General features: G+C 72.3%; 14 protein-coding genes. 8 read left to right on the top strand and 6 right to left on the bottom strand.

The window, feature by feature from the left end:
* Window positions 1–165 precede the first annotated feature (165 nt).
* The gene (locus ACIA77_RS43220; RefSeq protein ID WP_395891971.1) at window positions 166–2,331 is read right to left on the bottom strand and encodes an ATP-binding protein; all 2,166 of its coding nucleotides are present in this window, start codon (window positions 2,329–2,331) and stop codon (window positions 166–168) included.
* 155 nt (window positions 2,332–2,486) lie between these two features.
* On the opposite strand from ACIA77_RS43220, the gene ACIA77_RS43215 reads away from it, so the two are divergent.
* The 7 genes from ACIA77_RS43215 (at window position 2,487) to crcB (ACIA77_RS43185) (ending at window position 7,748) form a co-directional block, all read left to right on the top strand.
* Window positions 2,487–3,827 carry an alginate lyase family protein gene (locus tag ACIA77_RS43215; RefSeq protein WP_395891970.1) on the top strand — a complete coding sequence of 447 codons (1,341 nt, stop codon included), beginning with the start codon at window positions 2,487–2,489 and terminating at the stop codon, window positions 3,825–3,827.
* Between the two features lie 130 nt (window positions 3,828–3,957).
* The gene (locus tag ACIA77_RS43210) at window positions 3,958–4,983 is read left to right on the top strand and encodes a 4Fe-4S binding protein (protein ID WP_395891969.1); all 1,026 of its coding nucleotides are present in this window, start codon (window positions 3,958–3,960) and stop codon (window positions 4,981–4,983) included.
* Between the two features lie 95 nt (window positions 4,984–5,078).
* Complete coding sequence (locus tag ACIA77_RS43205) at window positions 5,079–5,360, top strand: isoamylase early set domain-containing protein (protein WP_395891968.1); 282 nt, start codon at window positions 5,079–5,081, stop codon at window positions 5,358–5,360.
* Window positions 5,361–5,438: 78 nt separating this feature from the next.
* A complete protein-coding gene (locus ACIA77_RS43200; RefSeq protein WP_395891967.1) occupies window positions 5,439–6,086 on the top strand; it encodes a TetR/AcrR family transcriptional regulator in 648 nt (215 codons plus the stop codon).
* A gap of 15 nt (window positions 6,087–6,101) precedes the next feature.
* On the top strand, window positions 6,102–6,755 hold the full coding sequence (locus tag ACIA77_RS43195) for an enoyl-CoA hydratase/isomerase family protein (protein WP_395891966.1): 654 nt from the start codon (window positions 6,102–6,104) through the stop codon (window positions 6,753–6,755).
* Between the two features lie 148 nt (window positions 6,756–6,903).
* The gene (gene crcB, locus ACIA77_RS43190; protein ID WP_395891965.1) at window positions 6,904–7,383 is read left to right on the top strand and encodes a fluoride efflux transporter CrcB; all 480 of its coding nucleotides are present in this window, start codon (window positions 6,904–6,906) and stop codon (window positions 7,381–7,383) included.
* The gene (crcB, locus tag ACIA77_RS43185) at window positions 7,380–7,748 is read left to right on the top strand and encodes a fluoride efflux transporter CrcB (protein ID WP_395891964.1); all 369 of its coding nucleotides are present in this window, start codon (window positions 7,380–7,382) and stop codon (window positions 7,746–7,748) included. The genes crcB (ACIA77_RS43190) and crcB (ACIA77_RS43185) overlap by 4 nt, the downstream gene beginning before the upstream one ends.
* Before the next feature lie 7 nt (window positions 7,749–7,755).
* Here the strand turns inward: crcB (ACIA77_RS43185) and ACIA77_RS43180 are convergent, their stop codons facing one another.
* From ACIA77_RS43180 to ACIA77_RS43165, 4 genes are all read right to left on the bottom strand, one after another.
* Window positions 7,756–8,358, bottom strand: a complete 603-nt coding sequence (locus ACIA77_RS43180) for a class F sortase (RefSeq protein WP_395891963.1) — start codon at window positions 8,356–8,358, stop codon at window positions 7,756–7,758.
* Between the two features lie 4 nt (window positions 8,359–8,362).
* On the bottom strand, window positions 8,363–9,274 hold the full coding sequence (locus ACIA77_RS43175; RefSeq protein WP_395891962.1) for a hypothetical protein: 912 nt from the start codon (window positions 9,272–9,274) through the stop codon (window positions 8,363–8,365).
* Between the two features lie 260 nt (window positions 9,275–9,534).
* Window positions 9,535–10,767 carry an alpha/beta fold hydrolase gene (locus ACIA77_RS43170; RefSeq protein ID WP_395891961.1) on the bottom strand — a complete coding sequence of 411 codons (1,233 nt, stop codon included), beginning with the start codon at window positions 10,765–10,767 and terminating at the stop codon, window positions 9,535–9,537.
* A 152-nt stretch (window positions 10,768–10,919) separates the two neighbouring features.
* Window positions 10,920–11,216 (bottom strand): hypothetical protein, encoded by a 297-nt coding sequence (locus ACIA77_RS43165; protein ID WP_395891960.1) that lies wholly within the window; start codon window positions 11,214–11,216, stop codon window positions 10,920–10,922.
* A gap of 227 nt (window positions 11,217–11,443) precedes the next feature.
* Here ACIA77_RS43165 and ACIA77_RS43160 point away from each other — a divergent pair, with 227 nt between their 5' ends.
* On the top strand, window positions 11,444–13,252 hold the full coding sequence (locus ACIA77_RS43160) for a coagulation factor 5/8 type domain-containing protein (protein ID WP_395891959.1): 1,809 nt from the start codon (window positions 11,444–11,446) through the stop codon (window positions 13,250–13,252).
* A 50-nt stretch (window positions 13,253–13,302) separates the two neighbouring features.
* Here the strand turns inward: ACIA77_RS43160 and ACIA77_RS43155 are convergent, their stop codons facing one another.
* The gene (locus ACIA77_RS43155) at window positions 13,303–13,923 is read right to left on the bottom strand and encodes an RraA family protein (RefSeq protein ID WP_395891958.1); all 621 of its coding nucleotides are present in this window, start codon (window positions 13,921–13,923) and stop codon (window positions 13,303–13,305) included.
* Window positions 13,924–13,970: the final 47 nt, after the last annotated feature.

The following is a 13,970-nucleotide window of genomic DNA, read 5'->3' as shown; positions in this document are numbered from 1 at the left end:
CGGTGGCGGTCACCCCGACGCTGGAGGCCAGGTCCCAGGTATCTCCGTCGCTCCTCCCGGAAGCCATGCGCTGTCCCCTCATTCCGTCGAGCCGGCTCGTGTCCGGGAAGTGGCATACCACTCGGACGATGCGGTGACCCCACGGGCTCGGTGGCATGAGCCGTCTCACCCGTCGGCGGCGGTGCGGGTGAACCAGGCGGCCAGCGCGGAGCGGGGGCGGACGCCGAGTTTCGCGCGGATGCGTTCGAGGTGGGTGGCGACCGTGCGCGGGGCGATGCCGAGGCGGCGCGCGATCTGCTGGTTGGTCAGGCCGTCGGTCACGAGGGCGGCGACGGTGTGCTCCTGGGGCGTCAGCCCGTCGTGGCCGGTGGCGTGGAAGTGCTCGCTCGCGTCGAGGGCGTGGGCGACGGCGGCGGCGAGGGAGACGCGCGCGCCGGCGCGAGTGGCGGCGCGGGCTCGGCGGTGGTCGAGAGCGGCGGTCGCGGTGGCGGCGGCCGAGCGGACGCGCCGGCGCCACGCGGGTTCGGCCACGGCACCCAGGCCGAGGCGGACGGCGTCGGCGCAGGCGAACAGGCCCAGGGCGCGCTCGTGGTCCCCGCGGGTGGTCAGGACGATGGCGAGGCCCTCGGCGAAGTAGGGCACCTTGAGGCCGTCGGTGGGGGTGGTGACGAGGAGGGCTTCCACGAAACGGGCCTCGGCCGTCGCGTGGTCGCCGGCGGCGAGGGCGACGGTGCCGGCGGTGTGCAGCACGCTCGCGAGCCGGCCGGGGGTCGCGTGCGCGCGGGCGAGCGGGAGGCCTTCGCCGAGCACTTCCCGCGCCTCCGTGACGTCGCCCGATTCCAGTGCGGCCCACGCGAGATCGTTGAGCAGCAACGAAAGCACGGCCGGGTCATCGAGTTCGCGGGCGAGCGACAGCGCCGCGCGGTAGTGCCCGTCCGCGTGCGCCGGCGAGCCGGCCGCGCGATGCCCGGCTGCGAGGAGGTCGTGGAGCGACGCGACGCGCGCCGGACGGTCCAGTGTGGACTCCAGCGCCAGCGCGTCCGCACCGATCCGCAGCTGCTCACCGTAGCGGCCGGCGCGGTGCGCGGCCTTGCACAGCGCGGCCAGCAGCGACGCGGTGAGGTCCGGCTGACCGGCGACGTGGGGGAGCGCGGCGCGCACGAGCCGTTCGCTCTCGGCGAGGTGGCGCCCCAGCGCGAGCCACGCCCGGGCGAGCCCGCAGGCCAGCACGGCGAGCCGTGCGTCGTCCCGCGCGGTGAGCCAGCCGATCGCCGCGAGCACGTGGTCGGCGCGCGCGACGAGCCGGCGGCACAAGCCGTCGGGCAGGAGGAACGCCGGCAGGTGCGGTTCGACCTGCGCCACGAGGTGGGCCGCGAGCGCCTCGAACGCGGCGTCCGCGCCCCCTTCGGCGTCGAGCTGTTCGCGGGCGAACGCGCGGCCGGCCGCCCACAGGCGCAGGCCGGTCGTGCCGTCGGCCGCGGGCTCGGGCACGAGCAGCGACGTCGTCACCAGCCGGTCCAGCACACCGGGGCCGGCGCCGAGGACGGCCGCCAGCTCGGCGTCGAACGGCCCGGGCAGCACTGCCAGCCGGTGCCACGCCGCGCGTTCGGCCGGCGCGAGCCGCCGGTGATCGCGTTCGAGGTCAGCGCGCACGGACCGGTTGCCGGGCGTGAGGTCGAGCGCCGTCGTGAGGCCTTCGGCCGCGCCGGCCGGACCGAGCAGGCGGACGCGCGGCGCGGCCAGCTCGAGCGCCGCGGGGACGCCTTCGAGGACGCGGCACAGGTCCGTGACGTCGGCGGGGCGCACGGCGAAGAACGGGTCCAGCCGGTGGATCCGGTCCACGAGCAGCCGCGCCGCGTCGGCGGGGGACAGGCCGCGCAGCGGGAGCACCTGTTCGCCCTCGACGCCGAGCGGGCCGCGGCTCGTGGCCACGAGCCGCAGCTCCGGCCGTTCGCCCAGCAGCCGCCGGATCAGCGCCGCGGTGGCGCCGGGACGGTGGTCGCAGCCGTCCAGGACAACGACGCCGGCGTCCGGCGGCACCGCTGGATCCACAGTGGACACATCGAGCACGGGTGCGGTGAGCTCGGCCGCGAGCCGGGTCTTGCCGATGCCGCCCGGGCCGGTGATCGTCACGAGCCGGTGGCGGGTGAGCAGGCGGCGCAGCGTCGCGAGCTCCGTGCGCCGTCCGGTGCAGCCCGCACCGGGCCGGGTGGTCCGGACCCGGCGCCGGTACGCGCGCTGCCGGCACGCGCCGGAGCAGAACCGCGGCCGCCGTCCGCCCTGTTTTCCGGGCCCGGCCGGCAGTGGGGCACCGCAGCTGAGGCACAACACGCCGGCAGCCTAGAGCGAGACGCAACGGCGGATGGTCGCGCTGCAACTGCGGTTTCGTAACGCTGGGCCGTGCTGCCGACTGGGCCCGGACCGTTCGACTGCCTAAGTTGGGTTCACATATCTGCTAGTTATTCAGATACATGAACGGAGTTGCGGTGCTGCCTCCTTCACGGTCCCGTTGCCGGCTGGGCCGGCTCTCCCTCGTCCTCGCCACCGTCACCGGCCTGCTCGCCACCGCGGCGGGCGCGGCCGGCGCCGCCCCCGCGCAGCAGCCGCCGGTGTCGGTGTGCTCGCTGCCGATCGGGTCCCTCGCGTGCCGGCCCGACACCGTGGTCCTCGACGGGGCCCGGCTCACGAAGAACCGCGTGGGGCTGCTGCTCGGCGACAGAACGTTGCGCACGTCGCTCGGCGACCTGCTCAAGCAGGCCGACGCGGCCCTGACCAAGGGCCCGTGGACGGTCGTCGACAAGGACCGCGTGCCCCCGAGCGGCGACAAGCACGACTACCTGAGCCTCGCGCCGTACTGGTGGCCGAGCCAGTCCGCGACCGCTGACAACCCGCAAGGCTGCCCGTACGTGCAGCGCGACGGCGTGCTCAACCCCGAGACCACCGCCGTGCCCGACAAGGCCGAGCGGCTCACGGCGTTCAGTTCGATCTACCAGCTCTCGCTCGCCTGGTTCTACACGCGCAAGCCGGAGTACGCGCAGCGCGCCGCCCTCGACCTGCGCACGTGGTTCCTCGACGCGGCCACGAAGATGAACCCGAACCTGAACTTCGCGCAGGGCATCCCGTGCAAGAACGACGGCCGCGGGATCGGCATCATCGAATTCGCCTACACCTTCACGCAGGTGCTCGACGCCGCGCAGATCCTGAGCACGGGTGCGCCCGGGTGGTCGAAGACCGACGCGACGGCGATGCAGGGCTGGTCGGCCGACTTCCTGACCTGGCTGCGCACGAGCCAGAACGGCAAGGACGAAGCCGCCGAGACCAACAACCACGGTTCGTTCTACGACATGCTCACCGCGGGCATCGCGCTCTACACCGGCGACCGGACGCTGGCCGGGCAGATCGTGCTGGCCGCCGAGAAGACGCGCCTGGACCACCAGATCGCCGCCGACGGCAGCCAGCCCGAGGAGTCGACGCGCACGCGCAGCTTCCACTACCACACGTTCAACCTCGTCGCGCTCACCCGGCTCGCGCAGATCGGCCGCCACGTCGGCGTCGACCTGTGGAGCTACCGCACCCCGGAGGGCGGCAGCCTGTTCAAGGCCGTCGACCACCTGCTGCCGGCCGCGACGGGCGGGGCGTCGCAGTGGCCACTGCCGGACCTGAACTTCCTGCAGTACGCGGCCCTCGACAGCGTCCACGCCGCAGCCGACGCGGGTGACGCCCAGGCGCGTGCGGCCTTGCCGCACATCCCGGCCCCGCCGGGTGGCGACCTGTACCCGGTCCGCCCGGCCGCGGAACAGCTCGACGACATCTCGGTCACCGGCTGACCGGCGCCCGGCCGACGGGGGACGTGGCCTCGGGGCCGCGTCCCCCCTTTTGGTGCGCCGAGTCGGTCTTGCTATCGGACTCAGCTCGTGGGACGGTAAGTTGGAAATTCCTACTGATGGAGGCGTTGCCGTGACCGAGCTACCGCGCAAACTCGCCGCCCACCCTTCGGTGCGGGCGGTGCTGGAACGGGGCGTCCCCGCGCGGCCCGGGGCGATCGACGCGGCGTGGCTGCGCGAGCTGGCGCTGGCGGCGGGGGCCGACGACGTCGCGGCGGTGTCGCTCGACCACCCCGACCTGGCGGGGGAGCGCCCGCACGTGCTCTCGGCGTTGCCCGGCACGCGCAGTCTCGTCTCGCTGGTCGTGCGGATGAACCGCGACAACGTGCGCACCCCCGCGCGCAGTGTCGCGAACCAGGAGTTCCACCGCAGCGGCGAGATCATCAACGAAGCGGCCCGCACGATCACCCGCGCGCTGCAGGACGCCGGCCACCGCGCGCTGAACCCGTCGGCCACGTTCCCGATGGAGATGGACCGCTTCCCCGGCCGGATCTGGGTGGTGGCCCACAAGACCGTCGCGGTCGCGGCCGGGCTCGGGGTGATGGGCTTGCACCGCAACGTGATCCACCCGAAGTTCGGCAACTTCGTCCTGCTCGCGACGCTGCTCGTCGACGCCGAGGTGTCCGAGTACGGCGAAGCGCTGGACTACAACCCCTGCGTGGAGTGCAAGCTGTGCGTGGCCGCGTGCCCGGTCGGCGCGATCGCCAAGACCGGCGAGTTCGACTGGGCGGCGTGCTCCACGCACAACTACCGCGAGTTCATGGGCGGGTTCACCGAGTGGGTCGAGACCGTGGCCGACAGCGGCGACGGCGCCGAATTCCGTTCGCGTGTCACGGATTCCGAGAACGCGTCGATGTGGCAGAGCCTGTCCTTCAAGGCCAACTACAAGGCGGCCTACTGCATGGCGGTGTGCCCGGCGGGGGAGGACGTGCTCGGGCCGTACCTCGAGGACCGCCGGGAATTCATGCGCACCGTGCTGCGGCCGTTGCAGGACAAGGAGGAGACGGTGTACGTCACCAGCGGCTCGGCCGCCCAGTCCCATGTGGAGCGCCGGTTCCCGCACAAGACGGTGAAGGAGGTCCGCGGCCGCAAACCTTGAGTTCACCCGGACGGGCAGGTGGTTCGCGGCCCGGTGCGCGCGAAGGCGTGGCACGATTTTCGGCGAAACCGCCGGAAAGCGAAGGGAAATCGCGCGTGATCAAGACCAGCCGGGTCGGTGAGGCGAACCGGAAGGTGACGTTCGTCCTGCCGCTGGACACCCCGCCGGGGCCCGTCAGCGTCGTCGGCGACTTCAACGACTGGCAACCGGGGCGGCACGAACTGCGCAAGCGCTCCAACGGCACCCGCTCCGCGGCCGTCGAAGTCCGCTCCGGCGCCGAGCTTCGCTTCCGCTACCTCGCCGACGGTGGCCACTGGCTCGACGACCCCGACGTGCGCGCCCGCGACGGCCGCGACTGCGTGTTCGTCGCCGACTGAACCGCGCGCCAGGAGTTTTCGAACATGTGCTCCACAACACCGTTGTTGTGGAGCACATGTTCCGTTACTCTCGCTTTCGTGCCCAGGCCACGAATCCACGACCCCGAACGGCTGCTCGACGTCGCCGAGCGGCTCGTGGCCGAGCGTGGCCCGGAGGAGGTCACCGTGCGCGCGCTCGCGCTCGAAGCGGGCGTGCCGAACAGCACGATCTACCACAGCTTCGGCTCACTGCCCGCGCTCGTCGGGCGCGCCTGGCTGCGCGGCGCCACGCACTTCCTCGACGTGCAGGAAAACCTGGTCGACGAGGCTCTCGCCGCCGAGGGGCCCGTCGCGGCCGTCGTCGCCGCGGCGGACGCGCCCGCCGTGGTCGCACGGCTGCGCCCCGACGCGGCGCGGCTGATGATCACTGTCTCGCCCCACCGCGTGCTCGGCCCGCAGCTGCCCAGCGAGGTCGCCGAAGCGTTGCACGCTCTGGACAAACGCCTGGTGCGCCTGCTCGTCCGCCTCGCGCGCGAGCTGTGGCAGCGTGGCGACGGCGCGGCCGTCGAGGTCATCACCGCGTGTGTCGTCGACCTGCCGACCGCGCTGCTGCGCCGCGAGCTGGCCGAAGGCCGCGTCGGCGAGGACAGCCGCCGCCGGCTCGCCGCCGCGGTGAGCGCCGTCCTCGCGCTCCCGCCGCCGAAGCGGCGCCCGTCCCGGACCGGAAAAACCACCCACACCGCCTGAGCAAAGGACTCCGCGATGCCGACCCTCACGCAGCACGACGCCGTTTCGGTTCTCGACTTCGGTGCCGACGAGAACCGCTTCTCGCCGGAGTGGCTGGAGGAGGTGACCACGCACCTCGACACCGTCACCGCCGGCACGGCGCCCGCCGCGCTCGTGACGATCGGCGGCGGCAAGTTCTACTCCAACGGCCTCGACCTGGAGTGGCTCACGGCGCACGGCGACGAGGCCGCCAAGTACGTGACCTCGGTGCACGAACTGCTCGCCCGGGTGCTCGCGCTGCCGGTGCCCACCGTCGCCGCCGTGAACGGGCACGCCTTCGGCGCCGGCGCGATGCTCGCGATGGCCCACGACTTCCGCGTGATGCGCACCGACCGCGGCTTCTTCTGCTTCCCCGAAGCCGACATCAACATCCCGTTCACGCCCGGCATGGCCGCGCTCATCCAGGCCAAGCTCACGCCGGCCGCCGCGGTCGCGTCGATGACCACCGGACGGCGCTTCGGTGGCCCGCAGGCCCGGGACCTGGGCCTGGTCGACGCGACGGCCGACGAAGCCGCGCTGCGGTCCACCGCCGTCGAGGTCGTCGCATCGCTCGCCGGCAAGGACCGCGGCACGCTCGGCGCGATCAAGGCGACCATGTTCGCGCCCGCGTTGACGGCCCTGCGGAGCTGATCCGGTACCCTGGTGCCCGGTGCGGCGGTGGGGCTCGCCGCCCGGGACGCCGGACCACGGGGTTCCCGGACAACCGCAGTTACCACTGCCAACAGTCCCTACTCGAGCCGAGGGCACCGCTGTGCTCACCCTGGAGTAGGAGACATCTGTGCCCGAATCACCTGACCCGCCGGCCGCTCCCGGCCGTCGCCGGCCACCCGCACGCTGGATCGCACTGCGCGAGCACGCGCCGGTGCTCGCCGTGATCGCCCTCGGCGGCGCAATCGGCGCCCTCGCCCGCTACGGCCTCGCCGTACTGCTCCCGACCCAGCCCGGGCACTTCCCGGTGGCGACCTTCCTGACCAACGTGTCCGGCTGTTTCCTCATCGGCATCCTCATGGTCGTCGTCACCGAAGCGTGGACCGCGCACCGGCTGGTGCGGCCGTTCCTCGGGATCGGGATCCTCGGCGGTTACACCACGTTCTCGACCTACAGCGTCGAAATCCGGGGGCTCCTGGGCTCGGGTGAGGCCGGCGTCGCGCTCGGCTACCTCGTGGTCACGCTCGTGGCGGTGCTGCCCGCCGTGGCGCTCGGCATGGGGCTCACGCGGTGGGCGTTCGTCCGGCGCGAGAGGGCGGTCGAGCCGTGACGTTCCTGCTCGTGATCGCCGGCGCGGTCGTCGGCGCGCCGCTGCGCTACCTCACCGACCGGTTCGTGCAGGCGCGCCACGGCAGCCCCTTTCCGTGGGGCACCTTCGTCGTCAACCTCACCGGGTGCCTGATCCTCGGCGGGCTCGCCGGCGCTGGCTCCGCGTTGCCCACGGCCGTGTCGCTGCTCGCCGGCACCGGTTTCTGCGGAGCGCTCACGACGTACAGCACGTTCGGCTACGAGACGGTGCGCCTGTTCGAACGGCGCGCGTACTGGCCCGCGGTGGCCAACGTCGTGCTGAGCGTCGTGGCGGGCGTGGGAGCCGCGGCGATCGGGTACGCCGCGGTCCACGCCCTCGTCGGCTGAGCCGCCGTCAGGACGCCAAGTCGGCGTACACGACGATGTTGTCCACGTAGCTGTGCTCGGCGTGGTCGAACACGCCGCCGCACGTGATCAGCCGCAGCTCCGGTTTGCTGCTGTTGCCGTAGACCGCGTCCTCGGGGAACTGGTCCTTCGGCACCTGCGTGACGCGCGCGACGGTGAACTTCAGCTTCTTGCCGTCGCTGCGGTCGATATCCACCTCGTCACCGGGTGCGAGGTCCTTGAGCCGGTAGAAGATGCCCGGCTTCTTGTCGCCGTCCACGTGACCCAGCACCACGGCGGGCCCGACCTCGCCGGGCACCGGGGACAGGCGGTACCACGCGGCCTGCATCGGCGTCTTCACCGACGGCACGGAGATCTTGCCCTGCAGGTTCACCGCGACCGAGATGAGGCTCGACTTCGCGCCGATCTTCGGGATCGACACCTCCGTCGGGCGCAGGCCCTTGAACGGCTTGGTGACCGGCACGCTCGCGGGCACCGGTTTCGGCGCCGCGGCCGGAGCGGGGTCCGACGAACCGCAGCCGGCCACCACGACCGCCAGCGCGAGCGCGGCGGCGGCCGTGGCCGTGGCCGTGCGGCGAAGCTTGGTCGTCATCGGCTCAGAACCAGAACCGGGCCGTGCCGCCGAACCCGGTCTCGACGCCACCTTGCGGTGCGTACCGGACCTGGACGGTCGGGCGCGTGGTGCTGCGCACCGAACCAGTGGTGACGGAGGCGGTGCTGCCGGACGCGGTCGCCGACGTCGCGGGGCTGTCCGGTGAGTCGGGCGTGCCGGTGTCGTCGGGCGAGCTGGTGTCCGTCGGCGTGTCAGTCGGGGTATCGGTCGGGGTGGGAGTGTCCGAAGTGGGCGGTTGCTCCTGCTCGAAGGTCGCGTCGCCGTGGCCTTCCTCGGTGCCGCAGGTCCAGCTGAACGGAGCTGTGGTGCCGGTGTAGCCGTCGGTCACGCGCACGTCGTAGTTCCAGTAGCGGCCGTCGGCGCCGTCCTGGTCCGGACCGGCGGTGACGGTCAGCCCGAGCGTCGCGAGGTTTCCGGGCGCGCCCTGCGCGCACGCGATCACCAGCACGCCTTCGCCGCCGAGGCCGATGAACCCGTGGCCGGCGTTGTCCGTGTAGCCGTCGCCCGGTTCCGCGCTACCGGACGTTTCGTCGGCGTCCTGCTGGTCCTCATCGGACGTTCCGGCGTCGCTCCGATTCTGCGCGGGGGAGTGGTGCGCTTCGGTGGTCTGCACCTGGGGGTCGCCCGGCGACGTCGCGCCGGGCGCGCTCGGCGATTCGCTCGGCGGCGCGTCGGTCGTCGGGGTGCCCGACTCCGTGGTGGGCGTGTCCGACGGGCTCGTCTCCGACGTGGTGGGCGTCGCGGAGTCTGTGGTGGTCTCCGAGGTCTCCGACGTCACCGTGGTCTCGGTCGGGGCGGGTGGGTCGTCCTGCGCGAACGCGGCCGGCGCGGATGCGATGGTCAGGGCGGCGCCGGCGAGCACGGCGCCCGCCAGTCGGCCCAGCGGTTTCTTCACGGCGAACTCCCCACTCGAACTGTGCCCGACGTTGGGCAATGGCGGGATTCTGCCGCAGTAACCGGGAAAAGGGAAATTGTCCGAGCGTGGGAAAAACCACGTCCGAATCCGGTAACGGCCGGGTTTTCCGGAGCGATGGAATTGCTCGGTTGCCGCGGCGGGAAACGACCTGATAACGAAGCGGTTCGCGTGATAACAAAACCGATCGTAACACGCTCACCAATTCCGCGCGGCATCCGGGCACTTCTTTTCCACCCGGCTCAGACGTGGCCGCGGGCGAGGTCGATCAGCCGTCCGAGCACGTGCTCCCCGGCCACGCGCAGGCCGTTGTGCTCGTATTCGTTGGTCACCCACGGCCGCATCGAGGGGATCAGCCGCGCGGTCTCCTCGGAGAACCGGCGGTCGACGTAGGCGTCCTCGGCGTAGATCGCCGCCGCACACGGGACGTCGCAGCGGCGCAGCGCGTCCTCGTCGTAGAGGCGCGGCCACTCGCGTTCGGCGAGCAGTTCGGCCGCCTCGCGCAGCGGCGCGAGCCCGGGCAGGTCGGTGAACACCGACGGGAACACGTGCTCGCCCGTGAACAGCGTGACGTCCTCGTCGTAGGCAGCCGGGCGCACCCGCTCGGCGGACCAGCGCGTGGCGTGGCCGTCGGCGTAACACGCTTCGTGGATCACGGCGTAGAGCGGGTTGCGCGCGGAGAAGGGGAGCATCGCCGCGACGTCGTGGGCGAAGGCCGGCGACTCCGGCTCGCGCTCGAGCAGGTAGTGCAGCGTCTCGGCGCCCTCACCGGCGCCCAGCACGCTGCCGAGCTGCCGGAACAGCCGCGGCGTGAGGGGAGTGCCGTCGGGGAGCGAGAGCTCACCGGCCGCCAGGCGCGGGTGCAGCCCGCGCACGCGTTCGCGGTCGGCGGGGTAGCGCTCGTAGTAGCGGCGGTTGCGCTCCAGCAGCGTCTCGGACGTCGCGGTGTAGACCTCGTCGGGATGCCGCTTCACCGGCGGGAGACCGCCGGTGAAGAACGCTTCGCGCAAGCTCTGCGGCGCGTGGGAGAGGTAGGTCAGCGCGCAGAACCCGCCGAACGACTGACCCAGCACGCTCCACCGGTCCACCCCCAGCCGCGCGCGGATCAGCTCGGCGTCGCGCACGATCGAGTCGGCGCGGAAGTGCGCCAGGTACTCGGCCTGCTCGGCGGGCGTGCGGCCGGGAAGCGCGCCGACGGGCGTCGACCGCCCGGTGCCGCGCTGGTCCAGCATCAGCACGCGGTAGTCCTGCAGCGCCCGCGGCAACCAGCCGGGAGCTCCCTTCACGGGCCGCGGCGCCTCCTGGCCCGGCCCGCCCTGCAGGAACACCAGGACCGGCCGGTCCGGCCCGTCGGGCGCGGCGACCTCCCGCGCGAAGACGGTGAGCTGCTCGCCGTCGGGCCGGCTGTGGTCGAGCGGGACGGAGAACTCGTGTTCGGTCAGGACTAGACCGGGAACGCGCACGGAGGTAGCCATGTCGTTGATCCAAGCACGCTCCGGCGGCCGGCGGGGCGGGCCAGGCGACGGAATCGCTGTCGCAACCGGCGCCGTGTGGGCAGGTTCGTCCCGCCGGCCTTCCACCGCCGACACGGGAGGGCTGACGTGACCGTCTACACGGGACGGAGAGATTACTCCTTGCCCATCGCGCGCCGGATTTCGGCGAGCTTGTCCTTCGCTTTCTTGTCGCGCTCCTCGATCTTCTTGTCGAGCGACTCGAGGGTCTCCGGGCCGCCGATGCCCGCGAGCTCCTGTGCGCCCACCGAGGTGTTGTAGCGGTTCTCGATGCGGTCGCGCACGTAGTCGAACGAGGGCACGCCACCCTCGCTGTAGTCGGGGTCGGGCACCTCGGGCGCGGGCGGGCCGGCCGGGTTCTCGACGATCTCGGCGTCCAGGGGTTCCTGGCCGCCGGGCTGGTTCGTGGTCATGGGCTTGCTCCTCCATCGCGGTCCCCGCTTCCGACCCTAGCCGTTCCCGCAAGGTGCCGCCTTTGCGTGGTAACACGGCGTGCGACGGGTTCGGAACTTTCGGCTGTCCCGGTCACCGGGGCCGCCTTGACACCGGTGAGCCCGGCTCGGAAATGTCGGTGTCCCACGGATTCCTCGACCGCACACGCCGCCACGTGTCGTGTCGCGTCGAAAGGACGGTCCCCCCGTTGTCCGAGCACCCCGACCAGACCCTCGCGAGGAGAAGCTTCCTGGCCCTCGGTTCCGGCGCCGCGCTCGCGGCGACGTCCGGGCTCGCGCTCGCACCCGAAGCGACCGCGACGCCAGGGCAGACCCCGCAGACCCCGAAGGCCCCGCCGGCCGCCACCCACGCCGCCGGCCAGCCCGGCTTCGGCCCCAACGTGCACGTCTTCGACTCCGCCACCGGCACGGCGGACATCCAGGCCACCCTCGACGCCGTGTACGCGCAGCAGCGCGGCAGCCAGTTCGGCACCGGCCGCTACGCGCTGCTGTTCAAACCCGGCGCCTACTCCGTCGACGTCAAGCTCGGCTACTACACCCAGGTCGCGGGCCTCGGCCTGCAGCCGAGCGGCGCGAGCATCACCGGCTCGCTGGGCGTGGAGGGCGACGCGCACGGCAACGGCACACTCGTGAACTTCTGGCGCGGCGCGGAGAACCTCAACGCCGTGCCCAAGAGCGGGGCCGACACCTGGGCCGTTTCGCAGGCCACCTACTACCGCCGCATCTACCTGCTCGGCGACCTGAAGCTGTCCGACGGCGGTTACTCCAGCGGCGGCTTCATCGCCGACTGCCAGATCACGGGCCAGGTCAACTCCGGCACCCAGCAGCAGTGGCTCACGCGCAACTCGGTGCTCGGCTCGTGGGTGGGCTCGAACTGGAACTTCGTGTTCGTCGGCACGCCCGGCGCGCCGGCGACGACGTTCCCGACCCCGCCTTACACGAGCGTGCCGGACACGCCGGTGATCTGCGAGAAGCCGTTCCTGTACGTCGATTCCGACGGGGCGTACCAGGTTTTCGTGCCCGCCGTTCGCACGGACACGCGCGCCACCAGCTGGGAGGCGCGCCGGCCCGAGGGCACGTCGCTGCCGATCGGCGAGTTCCACCTCGCCAAACCCGGTGAGACCGCGGCCGAGCTCAACGCCGCGCTCGCGCAGGGCAAGCACCTGCTGCTCACCCCCGGGATCTACCACGTCGACCAGCCGCTGAAGGTCACGCGTGCGAACACCGTGGTGCTCGGCCTCGGCTACGCCACGCTGATCCCGGACAACGGCGTCACCGCGCTCGACGTCGACGACGTGGACGGCGTGCGCGTGGCCGGGCTGCTCGTCGACGCCGGTCCGGTGGCGTCCGACCCGCTCGTCCGCTTCGGCCCGGACGGCTCCCGCCGCTCCCACGCGCGCAACCCCAGTTCGATGCACGACGTGTTCGTCCGGGTCGGCGGCGCCGGCGTGGGCAAGGCCAAGCGCTGCGTGCTGGTGAACAGCAACGACGTGCTGATCGACAACATGTGGCTCTGGCGAGCCGACCACGGCACCGGCGTGGGCTGGACCGCCAACACCTCCGACGAGGGACTGGTCGTCAACGGCTCCGGGGTGCTCGCGTACGGGCTGTTCGTCGAGCACCACCAGAAGGCCCAGGTGCAGTGGAACGGCGAAGGCGGGCGCACGTACTTCTTCCAGAACGAGATGCCCTACGACCCGCCGGACCAGGCCTCGTGGATGGACGGGACCCACCGGGGCTTCCCGGCGTACGCGGTGGGTGACCACGTGCGCACGCACGAAGCGTGGGGCCTCGGCAGCTACTGCATCTTCGCGGAGGATCGCACGATCGTCTCCGACCGCGCGATCGCCGCGCCGCGCCGGCCGGGGGTGCGGTTCCACAGCATGATCACGTTCTCCCTCGGCGGCGGCCAGGGCACGATCGCCCACGTCGTGAACGACACGGGCGGCCCGTCCGATGCCGTCACCGGCCTGGCGATGCTGAAGTCCTATCCCTGACGGGGAAACCGAGCCTCGACCGTCCACTCACGACGGTCGAGGCGCGGGGGTCAGCCCGCGAAACCCAGGTCCTTCAGGATCGCGTCGATCTTGGCCTCGTGCTCGGCTTCCCACTCGTCGAGCGACTGCTCGGCCTCCTTGGCGAGGCGGGCCTGCGCGGCGAGCAGGATCCGCTCGGCGTCGGCCACGGGCGTCACCACGATGCCCTCTTCGTCGGCGGTCACGATGTCGCCGGCGTGCACCTTGACGCCGCCGCAGCTCACCGGTTCGCCCAGCGGCGCCACGGCCGCCTTGGTGCCCGGGATCGGGACGACCCCGCGGGCGAACACGGGGAAGCCCAGCTCGCGAATCTCTTCGACGTCGCGGATCACGCCGTCGAGCACGAACGCGGCGATGCCGCGGCGCTGGGCGACGGCGCAGACGTTGCCGCCCGCCAGCGCGTAGTCCAGGTCGCCGGACTCCACCACGACGACCGAGCCCGGCTCGGCGCGGTGGATGGCCGCGTGGAGCATCAGGTTGTCCCCGGCCGGGCACCGCACGGGGTAGGCCGGGCCGGCCACCCGCGGGACCGGCGGGCCCCACAGCGGGCGGATGCCCAGGTCCAGCACCTGGCCGCGGTTCAGCAGGTCGGCGAGGGTAGTGGTCGGGATGTCGCGGAAACCGTCGGACATGGTCCTCCTGTCGTGACTACGTGTCTCGTGGCCGGGACCGCGATCGT

This window comes from Amycolatopsis sp. NPDC051903, assembly GCF_044452505.1.
Classification (GTDB): Bacteria; Actinomycetota; Actinomycetes; order Mycobacteriales; family Pseudonocardiaceae; genus Amycolatopsis.
Note: the sequence above shows the minus strand (reverse complement) of the source record. Positions and strands in the feature narration are given on the sequence as shown.

What these genes read in the sequence shown, in the direction of transcription:
- ACIA77_RS43195 (WP_395891966.1), top strand. Translation starts at nt 6,102, where the DNA reads ATGCCGACCCTCACGCAGCACGACGCCGTTTCGGTTCTCGACTTCGGT.
- ACIA77_RS43180 (WP_395891963.1), bottom strand. Translation starts at nt 8,358, where the DNA reads ATGACGACCAAGCTTCGCCGCACGGCCACGGCCACGGCCGCCGCCGCG.
- ACIA77_RS43155 (WP_395891958.1), bottom strand. Translation starts at nt 13,923, where the DNA reads ATGTCCGACGGTTTCCGCGACATCCCGACCACTACCCTCGCCGACCTG.
- ACIA77_RS43170 (WP_395891961.1), bottom strand. Translation starts at nt 10,767, where the DNA reads ATGGCTACCTCCGTGCGCGTTCCCGGTCTAGTCCTGACCGAACACGAG.
- ACIA77_RS43165 (WP_395891960.1), bottom strand. Translation starts at nt 11,216, where the DNA reads ATGACCACGAACCAGCCCGGCGGCCAGGAACCCCTGGACGCCGAGATC.